Source organism: Natronospira bacteriovora (assembly GCF_030848495.1).
Lineage (GTDB): Bacteria > Pseudomonadota > Gammaproteobacteria > Natronospirales > Natronospiraceae > Natronospira > Natronospira bacteriovora.
The window spans coordinates 280,903-296,303 of sequence record NZ_JAVDDT010000002.1; the positions used below are offsets into that span (position 1 = coordinate 280,903).

18 protein-coding genes and 1 tRNA gene are annotated in these 15,401 nt (G+C 59.5%); 13 read left to right on the forward strand and 6 right to left on the reverse strand.

Annotated features, from left to right (window positions below; translation table 11 throughout):
• The first annotated feature begins 111 nt into the window (after window positions 1–111).
• The gene (locus RBH19_RS04085; protein WP_306727544.1) at window positions 112–1,170 is read left to right on the forward strand and encodes a hypothetical protein; all 1,059 of its coding nucleotides are present in this window, start codon (window positions 112–114) and stop codon (window positions 1,168–1,170) included.
• On the opposite strand, the gene RBH19_RS04090 is transcribed toward RBH19_RS04085, so the two are convergent.
• Genes RBH19_RS04090 through RBH19_RS04100 form a run of 3 tightly spaced genes read right to left on the reverse strand, consistent with a single transcriptional unit; the run spans window position 1,134 to window position 2,860 of the window.
• Window positions 1,134–2,228: a ribose-phosphate diphosphokinase gene (locus RBH19_RS04090; protein ID WP_306727545.1), complete on the reverse strand. Its 1,095-nt coding sequence runs from the start codon at window positions 2,226–2,228 to the stop codon at window positions 1,134–1,136. The two genes, RBH19_RS04085 and RBH19_RS04090, sit on opposite strands and share 37 nt — an antisense overlap.
• Window positions 2,221–2,640, reverse strand: coding sequence for a DUF3775 domain-containing protein (locus RBH19_RS04095; RefSeq protein ID WP_306727546.1), 420 nt, complete (start codon window positions 2,638–2,640; stop codon window positions 2,221–2,223). The genes RBH19_RS04090 and RBH19_RS04095 overlap by 8 nt, the downstream gene beginning before the upstream one ends.
• The gene (locus RBH19_RS04100) at window positions 2,630–2,860 is read right to left on the reverse strand and encodes a hypothetical protein (protein ID WP_306727547.1); all 231 of its coding nucleotides are present in this window, start codon (window positions 2,858–2,860) and stop codon (window positions 2,630–2,632) included. The genes RBH19_RS04095 and RBH19_RS04100 overlap by 11 nt, the downstream gene beginning before the upstream one ends.
• A 198-nt stretch (window positions 2,861–3,058) precedes the next feature.
• Between RBH19_RS04100 and RBH19_RS04105 the strand changes: the two genes are divergently transcribed.
• A complete protein-coding gene (locus RBH19_RS04105) occupies window positions 3,059–3,259 on the forward strand; it encodes a dodecin family protein (protein WP_306727548.1) in 201 nt (66 codons plus the stop codon).
• A gap of 126 nt (window positions 3,260–3,385) precedes the next feature.
• Here the strand turns inward: RBH19_RS04105 and RBH19_RS04110 are convergent, their stop codons facing one another.
• Window positions 3,386–3,832, reverse strand: a complete 447-nt coding sequence (locus RBH19_RS04110; RefSeq protein ID WP_306727549.1) for an Hsp20/alpha crystallin family protein — start codon at window positions 3,830–3,832, stop codon at window positions 3,386–3,388.
• 117 nt (window positions 3,833–3,949) lie between these two features.
• Complete coding sequence (locus RBH19_RS04115; RefSeq protein WP_445353964.1) at window positions 3,950–4,942, reverse strand: zinc-dependent alcohol dehydrogenase family protein; 993 nt, start codon at window positions 4,940–4,942, stop codon at window positions 3,950–3,952.
• A 299-nt stretch (window positions 4,943–5,241) separates the two neighbouring features.
• Here RBH19_RS04115 and RBH19_RS04120 point away from each other — a divergent pair, with 299 nt between their 5' ends.
• The 9 genes from RBH19_RS04120 (at window position 5,242) to RBH19_RS04155 (ending at window position 13,228) form a co-directional block, all read left to right on the forward strand.
• A complete protein-coding gene (locus tag RBH19_RS04120) occupies window positions 5,242–6,600 on the forward strand; it encodes a site-specific integrase (RefSeq protein ID WP_306727551.1) in 1,359 nt (452 codons plus the stop codon).
• 237 nt (window positions 6,601–6,837) lie between these two features.
• Window positions 6,838–7,035, forward strand: a complete 198-nt coding sequence (locus RBH19_RS13630; RefSeq protein WP_374728957.1) for a helix-turn-helix transcriptional regulator — start codon at window positions 6,838–6,840, stop codon at window positions 7,033–7,035.
• Between the two features lie 417 nt (window positions 7,036–7,452).
• A complete protein-coding gene (locus tag RBH19_RS04125; protein WP_306727552.1) occupies window positions 7,453–8,883 on the forward strand; it encodes a DUF6371 domain-containing protein in 1,431 nt (476 codons plus the stop codon).
• 134 nt (window positions 8,884–9,017) lie between these two features.
• Entirely contained in the window at window positions 9,018–9,812 is a 795-nt protein-coding gene (locus RBH19_RS04130; protein WP_306727553.1) for an RNA polymerase sigma factor, read from the forward strand.
• Between the two features lie 66 nt (window positions 9,813–9,878).
• A complete protein-coding gene (locus tag RBH19_RS04135) occupies window positions 9,879–10,091 on the forward strand; it encodes a hypothetical protein (protein WP_306727554.1) in 213 nt (70 codons plus the stop codon).
• A 189-nt stretch (window positions 10,092–10,280) separates the two neighbouring features.
• Window positions 10,281–10,649, forward strand: coding sequence for a hypothetical protein (locus RBH19_RS04140; RefSeq protein WP_306727555.1), 369 nt, complete (start codon window positions 10,281–10,283; stop codon window positions 10,647–10,649).
• A 79-nt stretch (window positions 10,650–10,728) separates the two neighbouring features.
• The gene (locus tag RBH19_RS04145; protein WP_306727823.1) at window positions 10,729–12,132 is read left to right on the forward strand and encodes a terminase large subunit domain-containing protein; all 1,404 of its coding nucleotides are present in this window, start codon (window positions 10,729–10,731) and stop codon (window positions 12,130–12,132) included.
• Window positions 12,129–12,527: a hypothetical protein gene (locus tag RBH19_RS04150; protein WP_306727556.1), complete on the forward strand. Its 399-nt coding sequence runs from the start codon at window positions 12,129–12,131 to the stop codon at window positions 12,525–12,527. Before RBH19_RS04145 ends, RBH19_RS04150 begins: the two co-directional genes overlap by 4 nt.
• Window positions 12,524–13,228: a hypothetical protein gene (locus RBH19_RS04155; protein WP_306727557.1), complete on the forward strand. Its 705-nt coding sequence runs from the start codon at window positions 12,524–12,526 to the stop codon at window positions 13,226–13,228. The genes RBH19_RS04150 and RBH19_RS04155 overlap by 4 nt, the downstream gene beginning before the upstream one ends.
• Window positions 13,229–14,167: 939 nt before the next feature.
• Here RBH19_RS04155 and RBH19_RS04160 read toward each other — a convergent pair.
• Window positions 14,168–14,242, reverse strand: a tRNA-Val gene (locus RBH19_RS04160).
• Between the two features lie 168 nt (window positions 14,243–14,410).
• Between RBH19_RS04160 and RBH19_RS04165 the strand changes: the two genes are divergently transcribed.
• A complete protein-coding gene (locus RBH19_RS04165; RefSeq protein WP_306727558.1) occupies window positions 14,411–14,713 on the forward strand; it encodes an ArsR/SmtB family transcription factor in 303 nt (100 codons plus the stop codon).
• An 86-nt stretch (window positions 14,714–14,799) separates the two neighbouring features.
• A complete protein-coding gene (locus tag RBH19_RS04170) occupies window positions 14,800–15,381 on the forward strand; it encodes a Tll0287-like domain-containing protein (protein ID WP_306727559.1) in 582 nt (193 codons plus the stop codon).
• Window positions 15,382–15,401: the final 20 nt, after the last annotated feature.

Genomic DNA, 15,401 nt, shown 5'->3' on the forward strand with positions numbered 1-15,401 from the left:
GTGATGACGGCCGTCAACAGGCGACGGAATATGTTGACGGGGATCAGCGCCGGGGGCCGTTTCGACGTATACATTTCAGGGAAATCGGTGATTCACGATGAGGGAGGCGGCATGAGCCGAGCGGTTCACAGTCAGCCGGAAGGGGAGGGCGTTGACATGGCTGCCAAACTGGCCTGTCTGTCCCGGCCCGCAAGTTATCCGGAGCGCCCGGTGCGGGTGGAGGTGTTGGAGACGCACATGTCCTGGGTCTTCCTGACCGATCGCTTCGTCTACAAGATGAAAAAGCCGGTTTACCTGCCACCCCTGGACCTGACCAGCCTCGAGAAAAGACATCGCAACTGTCTGTCCGAATTGCGGCTCAACCGGCGTCTCGCCCGTGGCGTCTATCTCGGGGTGCTGCCCCTGACTCTGGATGGCCCCCGTCGCCTGCTGATTGATGGCGAGGGAGAGGCGGTGGAGTGGCTGGTCAGGATGCGGCGCCTGCCGGCCGGCCTGATGCTGGATGCCAGGTTGCACCGTGGAAAACTGACCGCTGATGAGGTTCACCGATTCATGAAGCCGCTGCTGCGCTTTTACGCCCGTTCGGCCCCTGCCATGGCGGAGCCTCTGGCATACCAGGGCAAACTCGCCGCGGGGATCGATGACGTGGCCGCCGGTTTGTTCGAGCCCGGCCTGGCCGCGGATGCAGACAGGGTGGCGGCCATTCAAAGGGCCCTGCATGCGGCCACGGGTGCATTGGGAGAATTGCTGTCGGCCCGCGTCATGCAGGGCAGCATCATCGAGGCTCATGGTGACCTTCGGCCAGAGCATGTCTGCCTCAGCCACCCGCCGGTAATGATAGATTGCCTGGAGTTCAGCTACGAACTGCGCGTTCAGGATGTGGCCGATGAGTTGGCCTTCCTGAGCCTGGAATGTGAGTGCCTGGGCGCGGATTTCGTGGGCGATGTGATCTTTGCCGAACTGGAAAGAGTACTTGGTGATCGTCCGCCGCCGGCCGTGATTCATTACTACAAGGCGGCGCGAGCGTTTCTTCGAGCACGCCTGTGCTACTGGCATCTGCACGAGCCGCAGGATGCCGTAATGGCACAGCATTGGCGCGAACGGGGCAGTGCTTATCTGGCACGTGCCGAAGCCTATCTTGCCCGTTGTTCCGGTGTGGTCGGAAGTTGATGGCCGGGCCATTGCCAGCCTGCCATCATTCCGCCGAGCGCGTGCTCGTCGGCCTCATCGGCCATTTGCATGCCCAGATGCCAGAGGCTGCCGCCCCGATGGAGGCATTGAATGGCATCCGCCAGCAGGGGCGCCAGGGGGACGATGTACAGGTTACGCCATGCCTTGCGCCGGGTTGTTTCTGTCTGGCTCACGCTGTCAGTGACCAGGATGCGGTCAATGGGGGCCTCCGCCAGGCGTTCGGGCGCATCGCGGGTGAACAGGCCATGGGTGGCGATGGCCACGATGCCACGGGCACCCTCCCGGTGACAGGCGACTGCAGCTCGAGCCAGTGTGCCTCCGCTGGCGATCAGGTCATCCACCATGATCACCTGCTTGCCACCCACGGATGCCATGAGTCGTTCGCCGCTGAGTTTGCCACCGCTGCGGTACTTCTCCATGCAACCCGTATCCACCGGTCGGCCGGTGATCTTCTCCAGCATCCAGCGAAAGTGTTCGACCCTCTTCAGACCGCCGGTATCCGGTGACAGAACCAGGCAGTCTTCGGTGCCAATCCAGTCACGCAGATGATGGATCAGCAGTGAAGCAGCACTCAGGCTTTCTGCGGGTACGCGAAAGGCATTTTCGAAAGCGGCCTGGTTGTGTACCTCCAGGGTGATGACCCGTTCCACGCCACAGCTTTCCAGCATGGCTGCCACGTGACGAGTGGAAACGGGATCCTGACGCTTGCTTCGACGGTCCTTGCGTGAGTAACAGAGGTAGGGCAGCACTGCGGTCAGGCGTCCTGCACCGGCATCTCGAAGGGCACCGAGCAGCAGGCAACAGCGAACCAGGCGATCATTCACGCTGGCCTCGTGATCACCCTGAAGGGAATCCAGCAGGTAGACATCCCGGTCACGGACATTGTCCAGCGGCCGGCACTTGTGCTCGCCGTCTTCAAAGTGACGCAGATCCAGTGTGCCCGCCTGTCCGTGCAGTCGTCGGGCCACCGCCCGGATCGTGGCAGCATTGAAACCGTAGATCAGCGGCCCCCGGCCATCCATGCGCGGCTCAATCACAGTGATAGCCCAGAATGTCCAGGCCCTCGGTCAGCTGATCCGACAGCATGGGATGTGCCATCAGGTAGTCGGCCGTGTAATCGGTCCATTCCGCATCGGCATCACTCAGCAGGGCATGCCAGTCCTGGCGATCATAGTCGCCCCGCCCCATCCAGAGCAGGGCCACCACTTCCACCTGTTGGTTCCGGTCCAGATCGTCGATGATGCTCCGAAACTCATTCAGGCTCTGGTCATCGTGATGGGCGGCCAGAATCTGCGTTGGCCAGTCATCGGACGGGTTGCCAGGCTCCTCCGGGATGACGACGGCTTCCTGGGCGTGGAATATCCGCGCCAGCTGGATGAGCCGGCACACATTGTCCAGGTTCACGTCCAGGGTTGGCGAATCGGCCTGGCTCTCGAACTCAGCGCTCATTGGGGTTCTCCTGGTGACTCACCAGCGTCCAGTAGCGGCCGCCACGGCCTGGCATGCTGGTGGTGGTCAGGTAAAGCGTGTGCTGACAATGGCTGCATTCGATCTCCTGGCCCATGGAGAGGTCGTCGGTAGAGAGCATCAGCGGGCGTTCGCAATCCGGGCAGGCCATCACGAAACTGTCGTCGGCGTGGGAGTTTCCGCGTTGGTTTCTACGGTTCATGGCGTGTCGACTCATGTCTGGCGATGGAACCTCAATTCTGCAAATGCCGTGGATGGATGGCATTGACGCCCGTCATCGAGGCGCCGAATCCGCGATTCCGGATGAAACCGTCTGACGATGACTGTGGTCAACGCCTGGCGTGTGACGGCCCGGCAGACTGGATCTCCAAGCTGACGAAAATTCGGAAGGAGTCCAGTCATGACCGTCGCAAAGATCATTGAAATCAGTGCGACCTCAAACGACAGTTTCGAGGACGCCATTCGCCAGGGCATCGACAAGGCATCGAAGTCGGTGGATAACATCAAGGGGGCCTGGGTGGCCGAGCAGAAGGTGACCGTCGAGAACGGCAAGATCAGCGGCTATCGTGTGGATATGCGGGTCACCTTTGTACTCAACTAGGCAGGTGCCGTGATTTGCTTTTCACAGTCCGAGGATGGTGTGGTGGAGTGTTCACGGCCTCGAGAAAAGGCCCCGACCTGTTGAGGTGCGGGGCCTTTCGCTTTATGCATTTACCCGTCGTCAGTTTCAGCTCTTGATCGGGATCCGATTGCTGCGGGCCTTCTTGGTCTTGGGAATGGTGATTTCTACCACGCCCTTGTCCGAGCGGGCGCTTACCTTGGTGGCATCTGCGGTATCCGGAAGACTGAAGCGGCGGAAGAAACTGCCGTGGAAACGCTCCGAGCGGCGATAGTGCTCATCACCGGTGGACTTCTCTTCCTTGCGTTCACCACTGATGGTGAGCAGGCCGTTCTCCAGGGTGATGTCCACTTCCTCGGGTGCCACGCCGGGAATATCCACCAGTACCAGGAAACGATCCGCTTCCTCGCGAATATCCACGGCGGGGTTCCATTCTGCCATGCCCAGTGATTCGTCCGGCCGGCTGATCATGGGGGAAAAGCGGTCGAACAGTCGGTCGAAATCCGCATCCAGACTGGGAATCCAGCTGCGGCGTGGAGTGGTCAGCATTCTCATCTCAGCACCTCCCGGGTAGCGTTTACCGTCCGGAACCGGACGTCCAGTGCAGGGTGCAACGATCCCGGATTCACCGTGTTGACGGCGGTCATCGTCACCTGAGAATTTCCCGGGCTTTCAGGGCTGGACTACGGCTGCGCCACTGAAACGTCCGTGCCGAAGATCGTCCAGGGCTTGTCCGGCCTGTTCCAGCGGGTAGGTGGTGACTTCGGTGCGAATGGGGATTTTCGGGGCCAGGGCAAGGAAGTCACGGCCATCGGCCCGGGTGAGATTGGCCACGGATTTCAGGCTGCGTTCTCCCCACAGTGTGCGATAGGGGAAGGCAGGAATGTCGCTCATGTGGATTCCCCCGCTGACCACGGTGCCGCCCCGATCCACCTGTTCCAGGGCCGATACCATCAGTTCACCCACTGGTGCGAAGATGAGAGCGGCATCAAGAATCTCCGGTGGACGCTGGTCGCTGCCGCCGGCCCAGACCGCACCCAATTGCCGGGCAAAGGCCTGAGCGCTCACGTCGCCGGGGCGGGTGAAGGCGTAGACCGATTGACCGTGCCAGACGGCCAGCTGGGTGAGAATATGCGCTGCGGCGCCGAAGCCGTAGATGCCCAGGCGTTGATTGTCAGCGCCCCCGGCCAGGCGCCAGGCACGAAAACCGATCAGGCCGGCGCAGAGCAGGGGCGCGATGTCCGCGGCCTTGGCGTCAGTGGGCAGGGGAAAGCAGAAGGGGGCGTGGGCCAGGGCATACTCGGCGAAGCCGCCGTCCAGGGTATAGCCGGTAAACTCGGCCGCCTCGCACAGATTCTCCCGACCTCGCCGGCAATGGCGGCAGCTGCCGTCGGTGCGGCCCAGCCACGGCACGCCCACCCGGTCGCCGGCCTTGAGTGTCCCGCACTCGGGCCCCGCTTCCACTACCGTGCCAACGATCTGATGGCCGGGAATGAGGGGCAGGCTGGGCGTGTCCAGCTCGCCGTCGAGGATGTGCAGGTCGGTGCGGCAGATGCCGCAGGCCTCCACCTTGAGCAGGAGCTGATCCGGCGCCTGCCTTGAGGGTATCGGCACCCGTTCCGGGACCAGAGCCCGACCGGGACCGTGAAGGACCATTGCCCGCATGTGATCCGCCATCATCGTCGCCTCCGGGGTCTCCAGAGAACATAGTCGCTTGGCGGACAAACAAAAAGGCCGAACCCTGGCGGATCCGGCCTTTCTTCGGAACTGGTGGGCGATGCTGGATTTGAACCAGCGACCCCTGCCGTGTGAAGGCGGGCATAAGTTAAGCAGGCCGAACAAAATGGCATATAAAACAGGGATATAGGGGATTGCCGTTTCCGCATTGATGCACTAATATGCAGGAGAGTGGCCAGAGAGTGGCCACTTTTTGGCTACTCGAAGCGGAACCAGAGGCCCCTGCCATGTCACGACAGACCCGCATCACTTCGATCACCGAAGCGGCTGCCAGTCGGCACCTGAAAAGCGCCAAGAAAGGCGAGTCGCTTTACTGCAAGACCATTCGTGGATTCCACCTTCTAAAGACCGCCAAGGGGGGATCGTGGCGGGTGCGTTACATGATCGACGGAAGGCGGCGCGTTTATGCCATTGGGCTGCTGTCTGAGATGAAGCCTATTGAGGCTCAGGAGAGGGCGCTAGAGATACGGCGCAAGGTGGACGCGGGGCAAGACCCTGCGCAGGAGAAAAAGCGCCAGAAACAGTCTCTAGTGGCCGCTGAGGAGGCGGACAAGGCCCGAACCGTGGGGGCATACCTTGAGGGCCGTTATTCGGACCTGATGAGGAATAAGCGGACGGGTGGCGAAACGGTTGCAAGGATTCGAGCGAATTTCCCGAAGCTGATGAACAGGGGCATGGATACCCTGAACAAGTTTGATATTGAGGCATGGCAGAGGGCCAAGCGAAAAGAGGGGAGAGCGCACGCCACTTTGGTTCGGACCTATGGCGCATTAAAGACCATGCTGAATCAGGCCGTGAAGGATGATCTGCTAGACCGCAACCCGCTGGCCCATTACTCACTTGAAAAGCCTGTCAACGATCCGAGAGAGCGGGAAAGGCACCGCAAACGGAAGGAGGCGCGGCGGCTGCTAACCGATGATGAGCTGGAAGGGCTGGAAGTCGGCTTGGCGGCATTTGCGGAGGAAGTACGCGGACAGCGAAGAAGAAGCCGAAAGCATGGCAAGCCCCACCTGCCTGATCTGGATAAGGTGCCCTTTCCTCATTGGTTTGTGCCGTTCTGCTATTCAGCCCTATACACCGGACTGAGGCCGGGCGATCTGTATTCACTGACCTGGCAGGAACTGTCTGTCGAGTTTGGGCGGCTGGAGAAGGTGCCGGAAAAAACGAAAGATCATCCGAACCCGATCACCGTGAAACTGAAACTCCCCGCCGAATATGTGGCGATCATGCGGGGCTGGTGGGAGCAGGGCGGCAAGCCCCTGGATGGCTGGGTTTTCCCCTCACGCAATCCAGGCGAGAAGATGACGAAGAAGGCCCACTTGAAACCGTGGGCTAGGGTGAAGGAGCTAGGTGGACTCCCTGCCGATCTGGGGTTCTACTCCCTCCGGCATCATTTCATTTCGAGGCTGGTGGCGAACGGGGCTCCATTGTTGACCATCGCCCAAATGGTCGGGCATCGGTCCGCGCAAATGATCGAGCAACACTACGGAAATCCCGATGATGAGCTGATAGCCGAGCACATGGAGGCGTTCGCGAAAAAGCTGGCTACTCCCAGAAAATGGCAGGGAACGGCTGCGAAAGGGTGACTTCAGTAAGTAGGGCGCACCGTCGGCCGGGTGGCCTGGGTGATGAATTACTTGACACTGTATGGAATCACAGGTGAAAATAGAATTGGGGATGAAGCAATTGGGTTGCTGTGCTGTTACTTTATAACACTACAAACCAATGGCATAAATTTCGACTTATGAATCCAGTATGGCTAGATTGACAACAGATGTCAAGCCTACCGAACAAAAAAAGTTTCCACTGAGAGAGGTAACGCCATGAAATCTGAACAAATCGAACCCGCATTTCTGCGCCCGAAGCAGGCGGCTAAGTTTCTCGGATGCACGCTGCGAACCGTTCACAATTTGGCCGAATCTGATCCGCAATTCCCCCGCAAAATTAGGGTGACCAGTCGCATGGTTGGCTGGTTGCGTTCGGACCTTGAGCAATACCTGGATCGCAAAGCGGCGGCATAGGGGGCAGGCGTGAGCAATCAAAACAAATGGCTCAGCGTCATGCGGGCCGCGAGAGAAACGGGCGTTCCCGTTCAGGTTATCGGGCAGGCCCTTATAGCCGGACAAGTAGCGAACCGCCATGCCGACGGGCGGACAGCGGTGCGCTTGTCTGATGTGAAAAAACTAGCGGACAGGATGTCGGGAGGTGATTAGGCGCTTACGCAAGCAGGAGGGTTATTTTGATCTCGAGGTGAAAAATGAACGAGCAGAAACGAGAGAGGACGGTGCAGCCGCCAAGCACACACCGTCCCCTGAGTGATTTCCCCTCCAAGGAAATCTGCGTCGAGGATAGCAGTCCCGCCCGTTTGTGGCTAGTGGCCATGACGGTGCGTGGCTGGCTCCCCCTCCGAATCGGCCGCTGGGCCGAGGGAGGGCGGCGTGAGTGAGCTTAATCAGACGATGCCCCAAGTTGCCGAGACCCTGCTAGGCGACCGGAATCCAAGGCTATCAAACAACGGCGAGTGGCGCTTCGGGCGCCAAGGCTCGCTTGCCGTCAATCTTGCCACGGGTACTTTTTACGATCATGAACGCGGCGAAGGTGGTGGCGTGCTTGATCTGGTTCAGTCATACGGCCAGGCCCGCAATCGTAACGATGCCGCCCGCTGGGTCAGGGAGCGATTCGGCGGCGGTGATACCTGGACGCCCCGGCCCAAGCCTGAAAGGAAGGCCCCCAAGCCTGTCGAGCTGACGGCCCCCCGAGGCGTCAATCCCCCCACTTCGCGGCCCGACCGTCATCCCTCATTGGGTAAACCGAGTCGGATCTATACCTATCACGACGGCGGAGCCCCGATTTTGTGCCTGTATCGCTTCGACACCCCGCAGGGGAAGGAAGTACGGCAGGCAATCCCGACTGCCGAAGGGTGGGAGTGGAAAGGGCTGCCGAAGGGTGTTGCCCGGCCACTATATGAAGTCGAGTGGCTGTCTATGTACTCCGATTGCCCCGTCATTCTGGTTGAAGGTGAAAAGGCCGCAGAGGCCGCGACAGCGCATTTCCCAAAGGCGTTTTGCACGACTTGGGCGGGTGGGTGCAGTGGGGCGAGCAAGGCTTATATAGAGCCGCTGCGAGGCCGTGAGGTGGTTCTGTGGCCCGATAACGATGATGCGGGCGTTAAGGCAATGGGGACGATTGCTGAACGCCTCAAAGGTGTCGCACGCAATATCCGCTGGGTGACGCTCCCGGATTGGCTGCCCCCGAAAACGGATGCTGCCGACTTTACCACCGATCAGGCCCGCGATTTGGTGGCGACTGCGTATGGTCGCGATGCTCCCGACCCCTTTCCAGACCTTCCATCGCCTACGCCAAATGAAACCGCTGAGGATTGTGCGGGCGATGACGAGGCATTTGATTGTGACGAGGATGGCGAGGAGCTGATTCCTGAGGGTGAATATACAGCGCGGTATCAGTGGCACGCGGTTCGCGAGTATCGCGGCTCAAATGGGAAGTTTCCTAAGGTGCAAATGAGGTTTGTGCTGGTGGACGGTTTCCCTGGCCTTGAGCTGGATGCTTTCTATAACTGCAAACTTCCACCAGGGCGGACAAAAAAGGGCGCACGCCCGACGCTGGGAAAGAAATCAGATCTCAAGCGCCAACTTCGAGCAATCGCCAGGCAGCGCGGACTAAAGCGTAAATCGGGAAGATTAAGCCCCGCAATCCTGAGAGGCGTCGATCTGCGAGTGAAGGTTCAGACCGTCACTGAGGGCTGGGCCGGGTCTGACAATTACGGTGACGACTACTCAAAAGTGGCTGCGATTATTGGGCTCAAAGAAGCCGCGAACCATGCACCCCAACCCGCTGAAAGCCGCGCATGACAAGGGATTCCGCGACCCCAACTGAGTTTAAGTAACAGTACAAGTACAAGACTCAAGGGGAAGATATATATACAGCTTTAGCTTGTAAATTACTTACGGGGCGAGCGTTTCCAGAATGCTCCAGGAGATTGGACATGAACGAGTTGAAAGAGGCGAATGATCTGGCGCGGCGACTGATGGCTGGCGATGAATCGGCGCTTGAATCGGCCATGCGTGACTTTGGCGGAATGGTTCGTGGTCGCATTCGTGCCCAGGGTGTCACTGAATCGGAAATTGAGGATGCTGAACAAGCGGCGTGGCTGAGAGTATGGAATGGACGCCAGGGACTTTCCAACGAGGCGGCGTTGCCTTCGTGGCTAGGGCAGATTGCGTCGAACACTGCAAAGAACTTTACGCGACATGGGCGGACGCTGAAGCGCGCTGCCGAGGTTACGGAGACTGACTGGATGGCGGCGTGGTCGCGAATAGGCGGCGAGAATCCCGACCCCGAGGCTTTCGAAACTTCGGTGCCTTCGCCGTTCGATATGAGTGCCTACCGCGAATGGCATGCTGAGCTGATTAACGCTCGAAACGCAGAGGCGCGTTTTGATCGGGTCTGGTTCGATCTTTATAAGTTGCGCGAGATTGCCCGAATCGACCGCCCGCCGCATATTTCGAACCGGGATTATCGCGATGCCCATATTGCAATCGGCGCGAGGATTTTGCATGAGCGGCATGGTGTTCGCCCAACGGCGCGGACGGTGTGGTGCGGGAGTGTGATGGCTGCAGCTAGTTTGGCGACCATCGGCCAAAAGGCTTCCCCCGCGATTGCACGGAAGGCGTGGGAAAGGCGGCGGGAGCTGTTTCGAGATGAAGGCTCGCCGGGCTTCAATGTAATCCCCCCGCAAGCGCACCAGAAGTATTTCGGTATTTCTCCGAATTGGTGGTGATTTTTCGCACCGTTTTGCTGTTTGTAGTGTCTTTTGTAATGGGCAGGGAAATTACAGGGGCATACGATGCTGGATAAAAATTTCATGCATGAGATTCAATCGCGCTGGCCTGATCCGGCCGAGGCGGCGGTGGCCTTAGCGTTTGCCCAGGGTGAGATCAGCAAAGCCATGATCGCGGCAGGTGTGGCAGACCGTGAATCCGCAAAACTCGCGCTACGCTCACTTTCCCACACAGCCCAACTGGTGGCGGGGGTTGGCGGCGATTTGACGGAGCATTAGGGTCTTTAGTGCGCGGCGCATCCTGAGCCCCTGATAACCCCTACGGCCCGCCCGGAACGATAGTGCCCTGCCTTGTTTAGGCATAGCCAGAAATAACAAAAAAACCGCATAAACAGTGGCTTACAGCTTAACCTGGATTTTTTTAGGGCCAGAAAGTGGCCAGTGAGAAACCCCGAGAGTATCTACGATATGGAAGCCAAGAATCGCGAGTTGCCCCCCCGATATCGTCCAGATTGGATCGAAAAAATGGACGGACGCACGACCCTGGCGCGCGTGGTGAATGAGCGATACGAAACACTCGCCAATGACCTTGGGGGAATCGAAGTGCTGTCCTACCAGAAACGCAGCTTGTGTAAACGGGCAATCTGGATGGAGGCGATTATCGAACAGCAAGAGGCCGCCCTGTCCCGCGGTGAGGAAGTAGATCAGGGCAAGCTCACGCAGGCGGTCAATACCTTGATTGGCCTGCTCAAGACCTTGGGGCTAGAGCGCCAGGCCCGTGATGTGCCCGACTTGCAGCAATATCTCCAGCGCAGACAGCAGGAGGCCACGGTATGACAAAGGAAATCGGTGTGCTGGTGATCGACCTGGAGACCGGCAAGATTGTTGACGCTTATACGGAGATCCGCAAGTGAGTATGCCAGCGGCACAACAGACCACGGTAACAATCAGGGATGCCATGACCGACCCGGCACTGTTCGGCAATCAGTTTGCTGGCGACACCTGGAGCGCATGGCGTGCCCTGTTTGCTGGATTCGATGGCCTGACACTGGATTCCACCGAGCGCAAGCACTGGGAAGCCCTCACAGGCCGCACCAGCGCCCCCACACAGCGTGGGGATGAGCTTTACCTAGTAGTGGGCAGGCGTGGCGGCAAGACCAACACAGCGGCACTCAGAGCCGTCTATGATGCTGCCTTCACTGACTACACCGACAGGCTGGCTCCCGGCGAAGTTGCCACTGTTATGGTCCTGGCTGCCGACCGCAAGCAAGCCCGTTCCTGTTTCCGATATATCAGCGGCCTGCTGCACGATAACCCGATGTTGGAGCGCATGATAGTGCGTGAGGACAAGGAGAGCATAGAGCTATCCAACCGCACAGCCATTGAAGTGCATACCGCCAGTTTCCGGGCTGTTCGTGGCTATACCGTGGCCTGCTGTATCGCTGATGAGGTGGCGTTTTGGAGATCCGAGGACAGCGCCAATCCAGACTTTGAAATCATCAACGCTATCCGCCCGGCAATGGCGACACTGGATGGCCGCCTGATCGTACTCAGCAGCCCCTATGCCAAGCGCGGCGTTCTGTGGGATGCCTATCGGCGCTACTACGGCAAGGCAGGCCCCATTGTGGTGGCAAAGGCCCCTAGCCGCACCATGAACCCGGCACTGCCACAGCGCGTTATAGATCAGGCTATGGAGCGCGATCCCGAATCAGCCAAAGCCGAGTATCTGGCCGAGTTCCGTAGCGACCTTGAACAGTTCGTTCAGCGTGAGGTTGTCGAGGCGTGCGTGATGCCAGGGCGCTATGAGTTGCCCTACCTGTCCGAACACCGTTACCGCGCCTTTGTGGACCCGTCAGGGGGCAGCCGGGACTCCATGACGCTGGCCATTGGTCACGATGAGGGGCAGACGGTGGTGGTCGATGCGATCCGTGAAGTTAAGCCGCCATTCAGCCCCGAGGCCGTGGTCTCTGACTTTGCCGACCTGATGCGCGACTACCGCATAAGCCGTGTTGAAGGCGACAGATACGGCGGCGAATGGCCCCGCGAGCGGTTCGCCATGCACAGAATCACCTATGACGTGGCACAGAAGCCGCGCTCTGACCTTTACCGGGACATGCTCCCGCTACTCAACAGCAAGCGGATTGAGCTGCCGGACAACGACCGGCTAGTGATTCAGCTATGTAGCCTTGAGCGGCGCACAGGGCGTTCAGGCAAGGACACAATCGATCATGGCACAGGCGCACACGATGATCTGTGTAACGCCGTGGCCGGACTTGTAGCAGGCACCAAGCGACCCCGCAAACGGGCGGGCGTCTGGTGAGTTTTGAAGCAACAATCGAGGACGAAACTATGGGCTTTCATGTAAACAACACAGGCTTTATCTCAGGCGACGGCACGCGCCGTTACACCCCACACCGACGCACCACCAGCGGTTCGGGCAAGTTGTCTGCTCAGGCAGAACGAATGCTGACCGATGAGGTGCAGCGCCAGCTTAATGGCGACGATGCCGACGACATGCAACCGGTTAGCAGTGCGCTGGTTCCGGGCGGCCTGGTGGATGACGTTACCGCCAACAGCGCCACTGATGCGCCTTTGAAGTCACGCGGGCTGGTGGATCGGGTGCAGGCTCAAGAGCAGGACACCAGCAAGGCGAAACCGAAAACCAACACGCGGCACGATGAACAGCCGCTGAAACCGAGGGGGCTGGTGCAATGAGCGCACAAGTGAACATGACCCACGATCACGATGCCATTAAGTTGCCGGGCCATATCATGGCGGCCAGTGTGGCGTCTGCCAGTGATGAGGATATTAAACAGTGTCTGGTCGATGACCTGCACGCGCTGGCTGAAACCATCGAGCCGACCAAGCCGACCAAAGACGGCCTTGCCCCAAGGGCATGGCATGAACAAGCCCTGGCGACTCGCAACAAGCACAACGATCTTGCCGCCGTTGAACGCATGGAGCGGCGCATTCTCGCTATCCGTGTCGAGCTTGAGCAGCGGGAGAAAGCTGCCGAGGAACAGCGTAAGCGCGAAGCAGAACAGGCCCGCGAATCACTGACAAAACTGGTGGAAACGGCCCCGGAAAAGGCGCAGGAACTGGCAGAACTGGCTGAAAAGGTGGTTCCGGCCACTGAGCGCGTCCGTCAGTTTGTCGCCGATCTGGAACTGATGGCCGGGGGATCACGGCTTGCCGGGCAGTATCATGGCATTGCCGATTCTGCCGAGGCAGCCGCTAAGGCGCTGGGGCAGGAACCGCCGAAGCTGGCAGAACTCCCGGATGGGCTGCCGGGGCGCGATGAAACCCAGCGCATCATCAATACACTGGCCGGACGCCATGAGGGATTTTCCCGACTGGTCGCGGTGGAGTCCGTGTCACCCCATCGGGTGCATGACCTGGCCCGCAAGCTGAAGTAGTCCTCGCCGGTGAAGGGGCGGCCGGTCCTCCGCAAAGCGCCCCGCTGGTTGCGGCCACCAGCCCGAGGAAAGGCCGAAGTCCTGCCGATGCTTCGCGGTGGGAATCACCCCTGCCAGGTTCGTCCTGGTGGGGGTTTTTTCTATGCTACGGCTTGGGCTTTGATAGATAGTGAGGAAGCACCATGACAGTGTACTCATTCGGTTGAGGCCGTTCGGATGCCCATGAGCTAATTTCTTTCCGGGTCTCTAGTCCTGGCGGCAGTCCTTATAGCGGCCACAAAGACCGTTTCATGTTGGATCGACCGCGCCTTTATCACGTATTTCGTAGACTCAGGGCTGCGCATCAAGCCACGAACCACTGACCGAGCCGTGGTCTGTCCCGGCCTCGATGTCGAGTTTCCGTGCCTGAATAGAACGTACCGGTAATTGTGCGCCTGTGCATGCTTCAGGGCGGATATTGCATCGTCGCGGACCTCGGACATTGCGTCCCAATAGCTTTTGTCCGCCGCGCGCCTGCCACGATGAAAGTCGCACTCGATAAAACTAGCGAGTTGATCGCGCAGGCGCGTCCAGTCTCCGGCTGCTTTCTTGAACATGGCCGTTTCTCCTAGGGGGGCGATTCTGCCTAAGCCCCGCTTGAGCGACCGTGGCCGCATCGGTTGGCAGCGGCAGGACAGGGGAGACTGTACCTGATCCGTTGATGCTTTTCTGTAGGCGGTTGCTGACACCCCTTGTCAGTCTATTTCGGCTGGCCTCGCGTACTGGTCCGAAAATTCCCTTTTTAGGGGTCCGAAAAATAGGCGGCTGGGCTGGCGGTGGACGCGCTGGAGGCTGTCTGTTGAGTGGCCACTTTTTGGCTACTCGGAAGCGGCGGACAATCAGGAGGCACAAAAAAAGCGACCCCCGAAGCTCGGAAGTCGCTGATTTTGCTGGGTAATTTGGTGGGCGATGCTGGACTTGAACCAGCGACCCCTGCCGTGTGAAGGCAGTGCTCTCCCACTGAGCTAATCGCCCGAAAGCGCGGTATTGTATCGGCGTGCCCGGTGCGGGTCAATCGTCCGGGGGGACAAATCCCGGCGCGGGCAGCGAAAGTCATACCGAATTTGCTAATATACGGATATTCCTTACAACTGGCTTCGGTGCATTCTGATGTCATCAGCAATTCTCAAATCCGGGCAAAGAATGCCCTCCCTCGAGGAGATGGAAGCCCATTCCGACGAGGCGGCACGGGTCCTCAAGGCCCTGGCCAATCCCAATCGCCTGATGGTGCTGTGCTCTCTGGTCAACGGGGAGCGCTCGGTGGGCCAGATCAATGAGAAAGTGCCTCTCAGCCAGTCGGCCCTGTCCCAGCACCTGGCGCGCTTTCGCCAGGAGGGGCTGGTGGCAACGCGCCGGGAATCCCAGACCATCTACTATCGTATTGCCGACCCCAAGGTGCTGGCCCTGATGGCCAAGCTCTACGAGCTTTACTGCGCGACCGATTGATTGCCGATTGATCCCCGTCATCTTGAGATCGGAAATCACCGCCTATAATATCAGTAATATCTAATACGGCAGACCGGGAGATTGCCATGAAGATTTCACGCATTGTTCTTGCGAGTGTGCTGATGGTGCCCGGGGTCGTGTTGGCGGGTGAGAATGCCCGGGATCATTTTCGGGATGAGGCTCGGGCCGCAACCGGGGAACTGGCCTCGGAGCTGATGCAGGCGCTCCAGGCGGCCATGCAGGAGGGCGGGCCGCCGGAGGCCATTGCTGTTTGCCGTGACCGGGCGCCTGCAATCAAGACCCGCCTATCCCTGGAACGGGGCTGGCGGGTTTCCCGGGTGGGCACCCGCGTTCGCAATCCGCTGCTGGGCATGCCGGATGCCTGGGAGCGCCGCGGGCTGGCGGAATTTCAGGCACGCCATGCCGATGGCGAGGCCTATGCCGACATGGAGAAGGTCGAACAGGTCGTTGAGGACGGGCAGCGTTTCAACCGTTACCTGCGTCCCATCCCGCTTCAGGGTCAGTGCCTGGCCTGTCATGGTGACCGGGATCAGATGAGTGCGGACATCCGTGGCATCCTGGATGATCGATATCCCCACGACCAGGCCCATGGTTACCAGGCCGGTGAGCTGCGTGGAGCCTTCACCATCAAGGCCCCGGTCGATTGACGGCATGCACGACCGGATCA